Source organism: Arthrobacter sp. 2RAF22 (genome assembly GCF_052115325.1).
In the GTDB taxonomy this organism is placed as follows: Bacteria; Actinomycetota; Actinomycetes; order Actinomycetales; family Micrococcaceae; genus Arthrobacter.
This window is the reverse complement of sequence record NZ_JBFRGL010000005.1, coordinates 109,109-122,125: the sequence shown is the minus strand read 5'-3', so window position 1 is coordinate 122,125 and position 13,017 is coordinate 109,109. Positions and strand designations below refer to the sequence as shown.

At 59.7% G+C, this 13,017-nt stretch carries 20 protein-coding genes; 10 read left to right on the top strand and 10 right to left on the bottom strand.

Translation table 11 applies throughout. The features are described 5' to 3' along the window. Nucleotides 1–496 precede the first annotated feature (496 nt). The gene (locus tag AB4068_RS06795) at nt 497–799 is read right to left on the bottom strand and encodes a colicin immunity domain-containing protein (protein ID WP_306963217.1); all 303 of its coding nucleotides are present in this window, start codon (nt 797–799) and stop codon (nt 497–499) included. 566 nt (nt 800–1,365) lie between these two features. Here AB4068_RS06795 and AB4068_RS06790 point away from each other — a divergent pair. Further along, complete coding sequence (locus AB4068_RS06790; RefSeq protein ID WP_306963215.1) at nt 1,366–1,731, top strand: hypothetical protein; 366 nt, start codon at nt 1,366–1,368, stop codon at nt 1,729–1,731. Between the two features lie 93 nt (nt 1,732–1,824). Here AB4068_RS06790 and AB4068_RS06785 read toward each other — a convergent pair whose 3' ends face one another. Then, nucleotides 1,825–2,121, bottom strand: coding sequence for a hypothetical protein (locus tag AB4068_RS06785; protein WP_306963213.1), 297 nt, complete (start codon nt 2,119–2,121; stop codon nt 1,825–1,827). A gap of 227 nt (nt 2,122–2,348) precedes the next feature. On the opposite strand from AB4068_RS06785, the gene AB4068_RS06780 reads away from it, so the two are divergent. After that, nucleotides 2,349–2,807 carry a hypothetical protein gene (locus tag AB4068_RS06780; RefSeq protein ID WP_306963212.1) on the top strand — a complete coding sequence of 153 codons (459 nt, stop codon included), beginning with the start codon at nt 2,349–2,351 and terminating at the stop codon, nt 2,805–2,807. Nucleotides 2,808–2,865: 58 nt separating this feature from the next. Here AB4068_RS06780 and AB4068_RS06775 read toward each other — a convergent pair whose 3' ends face one another. Beyond that, nucleotides 2,866–3,381, bottom strand: coding sequence for a DUF4265 domain-containing protein (locus AB4068_RS06775; protein WP_306963210.1), 516 nt, complete (start codon nt 3,379–3,381; stop codon nt 2,866–2,868). 163 nt (nt 3,382–3,544) lie between these two features. Between AB4068_RS06775 and AB4068_RS06770 the strand changes: the two genes are divergently transcribed. Next, nucleotides 3,545–4,252, top strand: a complete 708-nt coding sequence (locus AB4068_RS06770) for a hypothetical protein (RefSeq protein WP_441432981.1) — start codon at nt 3,545–3,547, stop codon at nt 4,250–4,252. A gap of 66 nt (nt 4,253–4,318) precedes the next feature. Here the strand turns inward: AB4068_RS06770 and AB4068_RS06765 are convergent, their stop codons facing one another. The 3 genes from AB4068_RS06765 to AB4068_RS06755 form a co-directional block, all read right to left on the bottom strand. Further along, nucleotides 4,319–4,918, bottom strand: a complete 600-nt coding sequence (locus AB4068_RS06765) for a hypothetical protein (protein ID WP_306963207.1) — start codon at nt 4,916–4,918, stop codon at nt 4,319–4,321. 112 nt (nt 4,919–5,030) lie between these two features. Further along, entirely contained in the window at nt 5,031–5,483 is a 453-nt protein-coding gene (locus AB4068_RS06760) for a hypothetical protein (RefSeq protein WP_306963206.1), read from the bottom strand. Between the two features lie 289 nt (nt 5,484–5,772). Then, on the bottom strand, nt 5,773–6,678 hold the full coding sequence (locus tag AB4068_RS06755) for a hypothetical protein (RefSeq protein WP_441432980.1): 906 nt from the start codon (nt 6,676–6,678) through the stop codon (nt 5,773–5,775). 292 nt (nt 6,679–6,970) lie between these two features. Between AB4068_RS06755 and AB4068_RS06750 the strand changes: the two genes are divergently transcribed. Continuing rightward, on the top strand, nt 6,971–7,216 hold the full coding sequence (locus AB4068_RS06750) for a hypothetical protein (protein WP_306963201.1): 246 nt from the start codon (nt 6,971–6,973) through the stop codon (nt 7,214–7,216). Between the two features lie 205 nt (nt 7,217–7,421). Here the strand turns inward: AB4068_RS06750 and AB4068_RS06745 are convergent, their stop codons facing one another. From AB4068_RS06745 to AB4068_RS06735, 3 genes are all read right to left on the bottom strand, one after another. Next, nucleotides 7,422–7,994: a hypothetical protein gene (locus AB4068_RS06745; protein WP_441432979.1), complete on the bottom strand. Its 573-nt coding sequence runs from the start codon at nt 7,992–7,994 to the stop codon at nt 7,422–7,424. A gap of 161 nt (nt 7,995–8,155) precedes the next feature. Next, entirely contained in the window at nt 8,156–8,467 is a 312-nt protein-coding gene (locus AB4068_RS06740) for a hypothetical protein (protein WP_306963198.1), read from the bottom strand. A 261-nt stretch (nt 8,468–8,728) separates the two neighbouring features. Further along, on the bottom strand, nt 8,729–9,121 hold the full coding sequence (locus AB4068_RS06735) for a hypothetical protein (protein WP_306963196.1): 393 nt from the start codon (nt 9,119–9,121) through the stop codon (nt 8,729–8,731). Between the two features lie 369 nt (nt 9,122–9,490). On the opposite strand from AB4068_RS06735, the gene AB4068_RS06730 reads away from it, so the two are divergent. The 3 genes from AB4068_RS06730 to AB4068_RS06720 are packed head-to-tail and all read left to right on the top strand — an operon-like array spanning nt 9,491 to nt 10,241. Next, nucleotides 9,491–9,739 (top strand): SMI1/KNR4 family protein, encoded by a 249-nt coding sequence (locus AB4068_RS06730; RefSeq protein ID WP_306963194.1) that lies wholly within the window; start codon nt 9,491–9,493, stop codon nt 9,737–9,739. Next, nucleotides 9,661–9,897, top strand: a complete 237-nt coding sequence (locus AB4068_RS06725) for a hypothetical protein (protein ID WP_306963244.1) — start codon at nt 9,661–9,663, stop codon at nt 9,895–9,897. The genes AB4068_RS06730 and AB4068_RS06725 overlap by 79 nt, the downstream gene beginning before the upstream one ends. Further along, a complete protein-coding gene (locus AB4068_RS06720; protein WP_306963192.1) occupies nt 9,894–10,241 on the top strand; it encodes a GntR family transcriptional regulator in 348 nt (115 codons plus the stop codon). The genes AB4068_RS06725 and AB4068_RS06720 overlap by 4 nt, the downstream gene beginning before the upstream one ends. A 246-nt stretch (nt 10,242–10,487) precedes the next feature. Here AB4068_RS06720 and AB4068_RS06715 read toward each other — a convergent pair whose 3' ends face one another. Continuing rightward, entirely contained in the window at nt 10,488–10,778 is a 291-nt protein-coding gene (locus AB4068_RS06715) for a hypothetical protein (RefSeq protein WP_441432978.1), read from the bottom strand. A 391-nt stretch (nt 10,779–11,169) separates the two neighbouring features. Between AB4068_RS06715 and AB4068_RS06710 the strand changes: the two genes are divergently transcribed. From AB4068_RS06710 to AB4068_RS06700, 3 genes are all read left to right on the top strand, one after another. Continuing rightward, nucleotides 11,170–11,775, top strand: a complete 606-nt coding sequence (locus AB4068_RS06710) for a barstar family protein (protein WP_441432977.1) — start codon at nt 11,170–11,172, stop codon at nt 11,773–11,775. A gap of 72 nt (nt 11,776–11,847) precedes the next feature. Continuing rightward, nucleotides 11,848–12,399 carry an NUDIX hydrolase gene (locus tag AB4068_RS06705; RefSeq protein ID WP_084784651.1) on the top strand — a complete coding sequence of 184 codons (552 nt, stop codon included), beginning with the start codon at nt 11,848–11,850 and terminating at the stop codon, nt 12,397–12,399. Nucleotides 12,400–12,471: 72 nt separating this feature from the next. Next, a complete protein-coding gene (locus tag AB4068_RS06700; RefSeq protein ID WP_059389822.1) occupies nt 12,472–13,014 on the top strand; it encodes a GNAT family N-acetyltransferase in 543 nt (180 codons plus the stop codon). Nucleotides 13,015–13,017: the final 3 nt, after the last annotated feature.

Below are 13,017 nucleotides of genomic sequence, written 5' to 3'. Positions count from 1 at the left end.
CGGGCGGGTCATACGGGAATCAGAGAGTACCCACATTAAGGCTTTCCTGAAGGGCAGGCATGAAGGTGTCGAGCTGGCCGGTGGGGGACCGACTTACGGGCGCCTAGCCGGTGACCTCATCGACAACCTGCAGACAGCATTATTAGGGTTCCGGTATGACGAGAACCTTCGAAGGGGCCTTCCAATCGTGGCGCGATGCGCCGCTTCCGCGGGGCAGTTCAATTGACCCTTTGGACGAGGTGCACGCGAACCTTGCGCTTTATGACACCTGGGTCGCCGAATCTGTCGTGCCGTTCATGGACCGAGGAATCTGGCAGCCTGCTGTTCACGACGTGCTAGGTGCGCTCGAGAACCTCGTAGGACAGGTCGAGGAACTGCGCTGCGCCGGAACAGAGGATCTAGAAGCAGTCTCCGCCTACCGGGCTTATGCGAACCTCCTCAAAACCGTCCATCGAGCATTTCTCCGGGAAGGTGGGAGAGAAGATGATCTCTGGGATCAACCAGCCAGCGCCGACAATCGTTCGAAGGCCAACGTTGCCCGGCGGCGAAGTTCCAGCTCATCGATTCCGCCAACCTTTATTAGCAGGTCAGGATCCGAACAGAAGTCGTCGACATCGGCAAACAAGCCGTCGAGCACATCGAAGATCTCCGGGGACCACTGAGTAGAGTCCTTCTTGTAAAGGGGAAGGAACACAACCTCGAACTCCTCGCCGCTGATGCGCCCATCGATAAGTAGCCGCAGCAAAACACCGTAAGGGGTCACAGCAAGCACCCAAGACGACCACCATTGTTTACCCATCAATGAGACCCTTCTCAACCGGCCGCGACATGAGATTGGCCGAAGCTTTCGACATGCTCGAACTCTACGTCGTCGCTCGATCATCGAGCATCGGTTTCGGATCCGTCCGGTGAAGGATCCACCAGCGTGCACTTTCTCCTGCGGGAAAACTCTTCGTTCGGAGGCTGTCGCCCGTAACCGTGCGCAGCTACGATGGCGGCATGGAACCAGCCGACGTGCGTAAGAGACTGTTGTGGTCGATCGTGGCGCTGTTCTGCTCAGTGCCATGGGCACTTCTGATCGTTGTTCACAGCGGCCAGCCTCCATGGATGAGCATCCTTTTTGCCGGGATTCTTGCCGGTCCTCACATCATCATTTGGCACCGATACCTATTCAGCCCTGGTCGGCCCTCAGCAGAACACAACAAACAACAGGACTGATCGGTAGCAGTGCACGGCGAGGGTAACCATTCCCGTCGACTGGCGCTTCGTGCCATGGCGAGCTTAAGGTCTTTCCCGGTGAGGCTGCCTTAAGACTTTCGACGGTGGGCGAAGTGCGGTCCGGGCTCCTCAATTGAAGGAGGAACCATGAGAACGATCCGTCTCATCAAGCGTCAGTTCCTCGAGATGCCCCAGCCTGCCAAAACCCTCTTCCGATGCTTCCTCGCGTTCTTCGCGCTCAGCTTTCTAGTTGGAGCGCTGAAGGGTCCGGAATGGTTGATGCTGCTGTTTGCCTTCATCACTGGACTCGCAATCTTCCTTTTTGGCCTCTGCATATTCAGGGACGTCAACGGCGTGGCAACGGGCTCGTCCCGCATGTACAAAGAGAGCAAAGGAATACCGCCCGAAGGCTTCACGCTAGCCGATGTCCCGACGATAAAATTCATGGGCTTCATCTACATGTGCATGGGAGCCCTGGCCTTTGTAGGCTTGGCAATCGAGGCATTCAGGTAGGCATACGGCACTCGGGGTGCGACACAAATGGACGCTTGCCTGTAGGAGCATCTCAGTAAAGGATCCCTTAGCGGGTCGAAGAGATCGGCTGGGTTACAGCTGCCTTCCCCTGCGGTCCCAATCTGCCCGGCGCGCCTCTTCCTCGTCCCAGAACGGCGCATCATTTCTGCGAACACGGAGCAGGTATACGAGGTAGACCGCGGTGATAACGAAAAGCCCCAAAGCCAGGAAGAAGGATGGAGGGTCCCACGGGCTCCGCCATACCAGGCCATTCAGAGCGAGCAGGACGCTAATGACAGTTTGGCCTGCCCACGCGCACAACATGAACCGAAAGGAGCCGCGAGTCATCCGAGGCTCCAATCGTTTGCGGCCGTCGCCGGTCTCGCTCATGTTGAGAGCCTAATACCGGTAGCGCCGTTTTGCTCCGGGCGTGCCAATTCACCTACTGGGCGACGCAAGGTTTGAACTTCGTTTTCCTTGTCGCGAGCTTGTGGTGGTTGCGCCGAGCCGCGAAGAGGCCGCCAACTCAAAGCTAGGTCATCGCGGGAAAGCGTCCGGTAAAGGATCCATCACTGGGACACTGAGCAGGGTCGATCCCGCCAGGCTACATTTACATCGTGGAGAGTCAGACCATCGTGAGGGCACGAGCAATCTTCCTTTGCGAGCAGACAGGGCTAATCCCGCCACACGAGCTGCCTGACTTTGCCACCGAACTCCTCGTCTTGGGGTACGACACCCCATCACTTCGCGAACTGGCAGGCCTTCCGAAAGGAGACCGGGCCGACGCAGCAGACATGTGGAACGCAGTCCGCGATGAACTCAGCGTCCGGCACGAAGACGATGAGGACGCGGCGAAGTTTCTCCTCAAATATTGGGCCCAGGAAATCGTCGAAGGACGGATTGACGTCCTCCCCGGGTCGAGGCTCATGTGCCGAGTCGGCTGGTTCCCTCTGGGACAGCCAACGGAGCTGAACGAGCTCGTGAACCTCCTGGATGTCTGGGACGAAATGCCGCAGCGCCGCGAGCGAACTGCCTCCGAGCTCCTCGGCTTCGCCCGGACGTTCTTGGGCCGCTGAAGCTAATCGAAGCCGCCCGTTGGACCATCCTTCACCGGACACCCGTTCCGTCGGCTGCCTACCTCAACTGTTGTGTTCGGCCAGTCTCATAATGAAGGACGCCATCGCATTCCAATGCGAACAATCTGTCGGCGACTTCCCGCGCCTGGGGCTCGCAGCAAGACATGGCGAAGAACCCCGGAGAGATGAAATCGAGGAGGCAACCTTGCTCGGCAAGTTCAGAGGCCAGGGGCTGCCAGGCGTTGGGGTCATCCGATTTCAGCAGGACTCTGAATGTGAAGTTGAGAGCGTCGCGCTTCACTCCGGTGGCAACGAGCGCATTCTCCGCCGATCGCATCACGTTCACGCGGTCGCCAAAGTTGACGTCATAGAGATACGCGGGGACTGCCAGGACAGTCGCCGTTCCGTCCTTTTCCAAGCGACCGCGAAGACCCTCCCACATCTGCTCCGTGTCAGGTTCAGGGGGTACCGCAAACCATAGGGTCTCTTGCGCTTCCTGAGCTTCTGGAAGGGGCTGGAGTGAGTCATCGCGCCAGTGTGCCACGACGCTGGGATGTTGCCGGTAGTCAGTCACCAGCTGAGACTACCCAACGAACGCATCCATGAGAGCGCTCCGGCGGACATGCCCTGTAATGCCTGATGAGGGAGCCCGAGCGAACCGTGCCGAAGAGGGATCCTTTACCGGGCACCAGGGTGTCAGGTGAACCACCGTCTTACGGACGGGTTCTGGAAGCCGGATGAGTATGACCTCCGCACCGCAAAATAACCACCATCCGGCAACCGGACGGCGTGAGCCTCGGGTACTGGGCCACGTTTGTCTGACTCTGGCGTTTGCCGGTCACGTCAGTTTCATGCGCCTTGCCCAAGTAGAATCCTCCATGGAAAGAGCGGGGGCGGCCTCGGTCGCCAGAAAGGGCACGGACTACATGAGCCAAGAACCGCAGCGGCTGACCGAGGAGACATCCAAGCGGCCCGACCTGACACCACGAGCAACTCGAACCTTTGCCTTTTCTTGGGATAAAGCAATGAGATCACGGCATTGGCGCTTTTGGATGGGACTTTTCGAGGCGGTATCTGGATTGTTCATGGGAGGGGTTATACTGCTCGCTTCCATCCCGGTCATCGGGCAAATACAGAACCTAAGGGTTTCAGAAGTGCAACGGCAGGCAGGATGGGTTGCGTCCATCATCGCCATAATCGTGGCCTTCAGCGTGGTGGCCATTGCTGGCGTGATCATCGGAGTCTGGAATCTCGTAACCATAAGGAGTACGGCAAGATCACCGTTGGTCGCGGCGATTTTAGTTTCCGCAGCGTCAATCGTGCTGCTGATGTTCTTCTGGGGCGAACCGTTCGATCCAATAAAAATCTCATTCGTCCTCTTGCACGTGCTGTTAAGCGTTTGGACCGTCGGAATCCTTCGGCTAACGAAGGACCTCGTTCCGTAACGCTGACAGGCCCGACCAGACCCGGCTCTCGTCCAGTCGATGTGATATGCCCGGCAAGGGATCGGCCTACGGACGCCGGTCCCAGTGTGTGGCCGGCGGCGTAAGGGCAACGTCGATGGCGGACTCGACTGCATCGCGGCGCGCGTCGGTCGATTGAACAAGAAGCGACTGGATAGCTTGGATTAGCGCCACAAGCCTGGGCGTTCGGATTGTTGAAAGGCGTTCCATCGAAGTGGCAAGCGATTCGGTGACGAGGACTTCTACGTGGTCTCCGACGGCGCCCGCGTAAGACCCGTCTGGAGCTACATAACTCCCTCCTATCGCGATGTCGCCCAGGAGCGCTAGCAGAGGTACGCGGATCCCCTCCGGAACATTGCCGGCCGCCACAGCTGCGATGAACGGCACTGCATAGGCCGTTGCCCGATAAACGGTGCCCTGATGGCAGATGTTCGAGTAAAGCCCGTCACTGATTGCCAAGGAAGAATCAGTTCGAAGTGCAGCCAACGATCGCGACACGTCGCCTGCGATGGCGAGTGACACGCCTCCGGCGACGCCCAGCGACACGACGCCTTTTCCGTAGCAGTGCTCCAGCCGACTCCAGTCGACCTGGTCGAGTTCGTCCAAAGCATCGAAGCCAGTCTTGTTCGGTTGATACAGAGCATCCATACAAGTGAGAGTAACCAGACACGAACGGTGAGTGACACGTGTCGCTACTCGGCGAGTCGGCGGCCCAAGCCATCACCTCGCTTGAATGAAATTCAAAATCCTCAACCCACGCCTACCGTTCGTCGAAGGATATCCGGAATACGAGCTTTCCGAAGTCCGGGTTTGATCCAAAGTCTGTGCACCTGTACCGGCGCCCGTTGTCGGCAAGGTGCTCCAGGATCATTCCTGAGGTGTGGCTTTGCGATCGGCGTCCCCGGCCAGAATCCCAGATGTTATAGAGAACCAGGGAACCGTCCGTCTCAAGAACGTCGATGAGGACTTCGGGCGGGGCCGAGTCTGTCCAGAGATTCAGCTGAGGCGAGGTGGCGCCGACAACGGACAACAAGCCGGCCGTTCCCAGGAACAGGCCTTGCCGCCACGCAGGATCGGCGCTCTCGAACGTCAGGCAAATCTTCTGGCCCGGGCGGACCTCCAAGGACTCAATAAGGATGGCAGGGTCCCCGCCGGGTCCTTGAACTGTTGAGCTGTAGCTCCTTGAGGGAAGCGTCCTTCGTGGTCGGGTCATATCTGCATGCTCCCATGCCCAAACACACTCCAGGCCATCTGGTGTGTGGCCGCCGGGCCGGGGCTAGGGGACCACGAGGTTGGGTTCTGCCCAGTCCGCCTCATTCTCCAAATCTAGCCCCGAGAGGTATCCGCTGTTACCCGTGCGAACCGTCCGGTGGGGGATCCCCTCACGCGCTGAGTGGATCGATCACCGTATCCTTGGTGCCTGTTAGCCGAACGTTGAGCTGGCTTTTTGCAGGCGGCCCGGTGGGCCATTCTCGTTGCGGAATGCTGCACGGCCTCGCGGTTTATGAGAGGCCACCTCTTTTGAAGAGGTCCGTCCACCGTTTCCTCCGAGGGCCCGTGTGGGCACGCGTCAGTTCACGCATCGCCTCGTAACGGGGTTGGTCCATGAATACGCCGAACCATCTCCATTGAACCCCGGACACGATGACGTCGCCACTCATTACGGACCCGTCGCGGTACTCGCCCGCCGGAGGCCGGGGAATACCCTTGGCGATCACCTCACCGATGTTCGCGCTGAACGCTGAGGCTTTCTGCGCTGTGAGGACACTAAACAGTTCCGGCCGTATCCTGGCCGGTCCCTGCCTGAAACGATTGGGAACTTCACTGTCGGTAAACAGGGGCGGTGCGGTGGCCATGAACTCTCGCGTCGGCAGCTCTCTTGCGTCATCCCATAGCAGCAGTTCCACCACCGGGTTTTCGGTGCCTTTTGGCCAGCCGGGTTTATGCCCTACCACCACCACGATCGCGCGCTTACCGCCCGGAGACCGCAGCAACACAGCATCACCGACGTCAAACGCCACACCGTGCGGCACCGGACGCTTCAAACGCTTCGGTGCCGGCTGCGGTCCGGCCAGCTTCCTCCGTAGCCTCTCCAGCACCTGCTGCCGCTGTTTAGCCAGGCCAGGGTCCTCCTCTTCCCAGCGGGCAACGTCGCCCCCGCGGTCAAGGATGTCCAGTGCCGTGTCCCGCACGTCGGGACGGAGTCGACCGGTCTCATGCTGGGCCGCGGCCAAGGCAAGCCAAAACACCACACCGTCGTCCGGCTCGTCTGCCTGCGCCGCATAAGAATTGATGAGCTTTGCCGTCAGTTCCTCGGGAGGGACTCGGTCGAGGATCCCGTCCCGCCAGTCCGCACGCACATCAGCAGCCACGTCATCGGAAAAAATCGCAGTACCCCAGCTACCCATGAAGACAGCATAAACACCACCACGCAACCATCACCGACCTCAGCGGATACAGACCCAGAGCTCAGAGCCCGACGACTTTCACAGACCGCCCGTCCAGCGCACAGCGCCGGCCAGTCTCATTTGAGCATCCTTTACCGGACGCTCTTGAGGTTCTGAACAAAATCTGTGTGCAGGGATTGGGGGCGCACCCTCGAAAATGCGACGTCAACAAGGCCCTCCCGGCTAGCTGTCGGGCGAAGCTGGGGGAAGGCCCGAGGAGCATATTGCCCATTGCTGGTTCCATAATCAATGCATGGACAGAAAGCAGCTCGAACTTACCCTCGCGGCAGAAGGTTTCTCACCGGATTCTTACGTCATGCACGGCAGCGACCGGAACGACACGTTGAACATCGAACAGCAAGGGTCCAAGTTCTTTGTCTATTACACAGAGCGTGGGTCTCGAAGCGATGAACACGAATTTCTTTCTGAAGCTGATGCTTGTGACTACTTCTTAGAATCAATGAGACGCGCCTACCCGAGGGCAAAACGCTCCGATTAACCAGCCGAGTCCGTAGACGAGTGGGGGAAGAATTCTGCCACCTGCCTGGCACGTGAGCACGAGAGGAGCCATCGCCCTTTGGGGTATCCTCCACCGGGACGGGGAGTGGTCGTTTCGGTGACGGCGCCGCGATGCGCCCCTTGAAGAGCCGTCCCTCTGCACATGGCATGGGCCTGGCCGAAGGATCCCCGCACCAATCCCGGGGTCAGGGATTTCCTGACCCGTGGATGACCACAGTCACGGCACCTTCGTCGTATCCCGGAATAGCCCACGGGCGGCGAGCAAACTCATCCATGCGGTCGTTCGCGTCCTGCAACGACGACCTGAGGCGGTCGCCTTTCCCATCGATGGCGACAATGAAAGGGATTTCCTGGGTACGCCAGCGATCGGTGATGTTCGGAAGGATTGAAACGAATAGGTCCCCCACATCAGATGGAGTGGCCAGTCCCCGTGCAATCACGAGGTGGCCGTTGGTGTTTCCGAACCATTCAAGATCAGAGATGAGTGAAACTGCTGCGTCAAGTCCGGCTGTCCTGAAGGGGTACATGAACTCCTGAGCGAGGTAGTCCGCAAGAGCTGTCCTATCTGGCAGGCCTGTCAGGTCAAGTCGAAAGATCATCATTCCACGCATGAGGGCGTCATCTTCGAAGCGTTCGAACTGTGGCTCGTCCACGTCGAGGTGAATGGTGAACGGCTGCGAGAGGTCTATCGCGCTCATTGGTCCGATCCGAAAAGGTAGGTTGACGTGGTCCCAGCAGTCTATGGCGTTCTGATTCACCGGATTCCTCCTCGTTAATTGCCCTGGAACGGCCCGTTTGGCGTCCGGTCGGGCGGTCGCGCGCACCAAGCGAAGCAAGCACGTTAAAGGATCCGCCAGCGGACATCTTTCAGCCGTATGGACTGGCGAGCATTCCGGTCGGTAAGCCCGGCTTTCGGTGGTCAATTATGTCGGGGGCTCAGCCACTTCGGATGCCGATAGATCGACCTGCGCCGAGGGCGTGAGAGTTTGACGATTTCGAGCACGGGACCGGCAAGAAGGGGCCACGGATGAACGTCTGCACGACCCGAGCGCTCGTAAGCGATCATCAGTTCGGCACCTTCGAGGTAGATGTACCCCGCAAGAACTGTGCCGTGAATCGAGGTGCTGGGATCGCCCACGGTGATCTCGACTCGGTCCTCGCTGTCGATGAATTCGAGCAGGGCGGCACGGGCCTCCGGCTGCCACGCTTTTGGCCACGAGATTGACTCCATGGCACGATCGTCCCTCATGCCGAGCAACTGGCGGCGCCGCGACACGTACGGCAGGATCCGGGCCCTGCCCGAGCGGTCATCCCTTAGCGGGCCTCTAAGTAATAGTTACGGAAGCTCTTAGGAGCACGCAATCCCCTTGCGGACCGGGAGCGGTTGTGCAGACGACTTCGGAAACCGACACCAATGCGCGGGGAGTTTCCCAGTGAGGGGTGTCCTGTTCTAAGGAAGTGGGGACGAGGCTGTGACGAAAGCTTCGCCCCCTCACTCGATCGGCATGCCTGCCCAGTTGTGCGGGGTCCAGTCAACGGGATAACCGCACTCTTCCATCGAGAGGAGGACCGGGCCGGAATGGTGAGGTGACCAGAACGTCCACCACACGCTGGGGTCGGTGGTGACGATCTCGACCTCCCACACGATGGGCGGAAGCAGGTGCCGCCGCCGCTTGGAGAAGACCTCCTTGACCTCGCTCCGTGGCACTATCCAGGGGCCGATGTGGAAAAGGTTCAGGCCGCGGCCGTGGAACTCCAGTTGTTCCGGGGTGACGACGAAGCGTATCCAGGGAGGGCCGGCTTGAAACCGGTAGTTGCTGTAGCCACCGCCGATGAACTCGTATCGAAGTGCCGGAGCAAAGATGCCGTTATCGGTGTCCTCCACGGATGTCAGCCTAGGCTCTATTCCTGCCTGCCGTAAGGGGCTGCGCCGGGCAGCGGGCGGCCCGTGGGAGCGGACTCGGTGTCGCCGCACACATACGGACCATGACGAACCCGACGAGCGTTTAGGGCACCTGACGCGGGGCTTTCAATGGAAACGGCACCAGCGAATACGAAGCTTCAGCAGCCTTTGAACTCATATGCCATTTCAACACTCCAGTTGCGGCCCGGCTTCATCAGGGTTCGGTTGCCCGTAAGACCATCGGCTTACGGGCGCCAGGGGTGACATTTAGCGCTGCGAGAATGCCGCCACTTATCGCTGCGATTCACAAGCATTTAAGCGAGATAGACGCCGGTCCGGCATGATGGTGCCATGCTCGTGGAGAAGATTCAGCGCTGGGGTGATGTCACCTTTGGCGCCCCAGCTTCAGCCGACGCTATCCAAGCGTGCGAAGCCCAACTCGGGCACAGACTCCCTGATCACCTTCGGCAGCTCCTTGCTGAGACGAATGGCATCGAGGGTGAGTACGGACTTGGCCTGCTTTGGAGCTCGCCGCGATCCTCGGCTCACTCGCAGGCACATCCAGATTGGGAGGCGGGCTCGCCACCGACGCCGGGGTGATCAACGTGGGGTCCCCGTTCGCCGCACTGGGCTCATTCCTCTCCGCCAGCAGCTTCGTGGCCACGTGCCTCGGCGCAGTGCTCTGCCTTAGCGTTGCACTCACGGCCGTTCCATGGACCGCCCGGGCCCGGCAACTCACCATCAAGACCGCGCCATGATCATCACCCTTTCCACGACCGGCGGAACGCCGGCAGAACAGATACACGACCAGATCCGCGGCCTCATCACCACCGGGGCACTCGCTGCAAACGAACGCCTCCCATCGGTCCGGCAACTCGCCGCCGATCTCCGGGTCGCCCCCGGCACCGTCGCCAAGGTCTACAAGCAACTCGAAGAAGAACAACTCGTTGAAACTCGAATCGGAGCCGGCACGCGGGTCAGCCCACACGCCACAGCAATTTCCAAAGACGTCTCCCGAGCCGCCCGGAAGCTCATCGACACCTGCAAGCGTGACAACCTCGAACTCAGCGAAGTCCTCCAGGTCATCCGCGCCACCTGGTAACCGCCGATCCTCTGCACGCAAAAGGATGGCTAAACGGACACACCAAGGAGTCACCACTGGCTTACATGGCGTCCGTGGCGAAGCGTCGTATTTTCAAAATTCAAGCGATCTCGGGGGAACTTGGTCTAGTTCCTGGGAGCATCCGGGCCGTTTGCGCCTCGGATTTCCCCAATTCGAAGCCTCAAAAAGGTAATGGCAAGCATCAGCACTCAGATGGCAAGCACGGAGAACTGGCGCCGGCCCCGATCACGTATTCYGCGTCATCTCGAACAGTTGATCGGCCAGTTCATCCAGCCGCGTCCGGGCTGACTCCGTAGCCTCCTTTGAGGCCGCCGTGAGTGGGAGATCAAAAAGGCCGCCCATACCCAAGACAATCGAGTGAAGCTCCGCGATCGTTAGCTTCACCGTTTCCGGGGACTCGGCGGCTTCGAGCGCCTGCTCGCGGTCAGCAAGCCAAGCTGCCTTCGACGCTTGACCATGAGCGTCAAGGAGTTCTCGGATAGCGGCGAGGACGCGCGCCAATTCAATGGTGATCATCCGAGCGTCCTCGCGGCCATTTGTCGGAGAACTGCACGGGGGTCGACCCCTTGAGGTATGAGCGCCTGGTAACCCCTCACCACCGGAAATTCGACCGTTGTACATCGTGGCATCCCTTCGAGCGAATCAGCCGGCCATTGCCTTGAGCCCTTCTTCCCGTGCTCATTATCGGGGTACGCCATAATGCCACCGTACAACGCGGCAAGTCGCTCAGGAGCCTGTTTCCGATAGTTCACTTTTCAGTCGTTGCATGCCCGTAAGCCGATCGGCTACCGGGCGGACTTGGCCATTTTATGACTCGGTCGGTGCCGATCCCGTGTCTCTCGACTCGCCGGGGTCGTCTCCAATTCCTCGAGGCTGGCCATCAGGCGAAGGACCGTAAGATCTCTGCATGAATGCTTTCGACTCCGAGGCAGATCTTGAGCACGATCTAGACTTCCGCCTATTGATTAATACGGCGGTCTCGTTGTTCTATCGGCGGCATGTGTTCGATGAGACAACCACATGGCTGGCCGAACAAGGCTACCAGGTCACTATTTTGGACGCATCATCGTGGTCAAGCGAGGCGGAAATGCACGGGGCGATCTCCGAGACGCTTGATTTCCCGAGCTACTACGGCCATAACTTAGACGCCCTGAATGACTGCCTTCGGGATGTCATCTCGCATGACTTCGTGCTGGCGTTCCTCGGATACGACGCCTTCGCATTGGCTTGTCCCCGGACGGCGCAGACCCTTCTGGATATCATCGCCCAGCGCTCCCGCGAAGCGGCTCTATTCGGGCACAGGATGGTCTGCCTTGCGCAGAGCAGTGATCCCAGGATTAGTTTTGATCCAGTCGGCGCCACACCTGTCCTCTGGAATGACGAGGAGTGGCTTGATTCGAAGCGGCTCGCGCCACGAGTGGACACTGGCGACTGTCGAGCACGCGCGGCGCCGTCACCGAAACGATCAGTCCCCCGTCCCGGTAAAGGATCGGCTAACGGGCACCCAGGGTGACATCTATCCGACGCATCACACCCCTCGTCGTGGCATTGAGTTGTTCGTTGCCCTGTGCGGCAAAATAGCAGGATGCCTCTTGCCAATCTGCTTGCCAGCCTCAGGACACTTCCTGAATCGGGATTACGGGACGCGTATCTGCAGTTCCTGAACTTGGCGGTGGACGCCGCGTTGCGTCGAAATGGTGGGCCGGAGCATGTCACCGGGTCCTGCTTCGTGTTTTCGCCTGAATTCGATCGTGTTCTGTTGTGTTTCCATCGCAAGGGGCAGTTCTGGGTGCAGTTCGGCGGTCACGTCGAGTCGAACGACGCGTCGGTGGCGGAAGCTGCCCAGAGGGAGGCCCGCGAGGAGTCCGGAATTGATGACCTGGTTCTGCTTTCTCCAGCAATCGTGGATCTTGACCGACACGATCTGCATGGGGGATTCTCATGTACCGCCCATTGGGATGTGGGGTTCGCCGCGACAGCAAACCCGGATGTGGAAATCGCCGTGAGTGAAGAAAGCGATGACGTCCGCTGGTTCCCGATCAATGAATTACCAGTTCAAGTGCCGGCAGACTTCTGCGCGCGCTTGGAACGCGCGCGGCGTACGGCGATGTCACTGAGTGGGACGCGGATCGGTTAACAGTGCACGACAAGCTCGGTGTTGAGGCGGCCATCCGTGATGTTTCGGCTGCGACGGGACTAATGTTGACCGATGATTGAACCGCGCCAACTCAGTGAGAGCGTCAGCATGCGTGTACTGCGCGTCAGTGATGCGGCGGCGCTTGCGGCCGCATATGTGCGCAACCGTGCCTACCTTTCACCGTGGGAGCCGCTACGGCCCGAGGAGTACTACACCGAGACCTGGCAGTCCGCCGACATTGCGAACCGCCTCGTTGCGCACGAAACCGGGGAAGCGCATCCGCTCGGCCTGTTCGACGGCGATCGACTCATCGGTCGATTCAACGTGGCAGGAATCGTCCGTGGGCCCTTCCAGAGCGCGGGGCTCGGTTACTGGGTGGACAGCGAGTACGCAGGCCGCGGGCTGGCGTCCGCTACGGTCCAGGCGATAGTCGAAATGGCGCGCGACGAACTCGGACTGCACCGCATCGAGGCGAGCACTCTTCTCCACAACTCTGCCTCGCAGCGGGTGCTGCTAAAGGCCGGATTCCAGAAGATTGGTATGGCACCGCGATACCTGCAGATCGCCGGAAAATGGCAAGACCACAACCTCTACCAAGTGGTCCTTCACGACTGAAGG

Excerpts from the sequence above, each read along its gene's own strand:
- AB4068_RS06795 (WP_306963217.1), bottom strand. The coding sequence starts at position 799 with ATGGGTAAACAATGGTGGTCGTCTTGGGTGCTTGCTGTGACCCCTTAC.
- AB4068_RS06790 (WP_306963215.1), top strand. The coding sequence starts at position 1,366 with ATGAGAACGATCCGTCTCATCAAGCGTCAGTTCCTCGAGATGCCCCAG.
- AB4068_RS06785 (WP_306963213.1), bottom strand. The coding sequence starts at position 2,121 with ATGAGCGAGACCGGCGACGGCCGCAAACGATTGGAGCCTCGGATGACT.
- AB4068_RS06770 (WP_441432981.1), top strand. The coding sequence starts at position 3,545 with ATGAGTATGACCTCCGCACCGCAAAATAACCACCATCCGGCAACCGGA.
- AB4068_RS06765 (WP_306963207.1), bottom strand. The coding sequence starts at position 4,918 with ATGGATGCTCTGTATCAACCGAACAAGACTGGCTTCGATGCTTTGGAC.
- AB4068_RS06760 (WP_306963206.1), bottom strand. The coding sequence starts at position 5,483 with ATGACCCGACCACGAAGGACGCTTCCCTCAAGGAGCTACAGCTCAACA.
- AB4068_RS06755 (WP_441432980.1), bottom strand. The coding sequence starts at position 6,678 with ATGGGTAGCTGGGGTACTGCGATTTTTTCCGATGACGTGGCTGCTGAT.
- AB4068_RS06750 (WP_306963201.1), top strand. The coding sequence starts at position 6,971 with ATGGACAGAAAGCAGCTCGAACTTACCCTCGCGGCAGAAGGTTTCTCA.
- AB4068_RS06740 (WP_306963198.1), bottom strand. The coding sequence starts at position 8,467 with ATGGAGTCAATCTCGTGGCCAAAAGCGTGGCAGCCGGAGGCCCGTGCC.
- AB4068_RS06730 (WP_306963194.1), top strand. The coding sequence starts at position 9,491 with ATGCTCGTGGAGAAGATTCAGCGCTGGGGTGATGTCACCTTTGGCGCC.
- AB4068_RS06720 (WP_306963192.1), top strand. The coding sequence starts at position 9,894 with ATGATCATCACCCTTTCCACGACCGGCGGAACGCCGGCAGAACAGATA.
- AB4068_RS06710 (WP_441432977.1), top strand. The coding sequence starts at position 11,170 with ATGAATGCTTTCGACTCCGAGGCAGATCTTGAGCACGATCTAGACTTC.
- AB4068_RS06705 (WP_084784651.1), top strand. The coding sequence starts at position 11,848 with ATGCCTCTTGCCAATCTGCTTGCCAGCCTCAGGACACTTCCTGAATCG.
- AB4068_RS06700 (WP_059389822.1), top strand. The coding sequence starts at position 12,472 with ATGATTGAACCGCGCCAACTCAGTGAGAGCGTCAGCATGCGTGTACTG.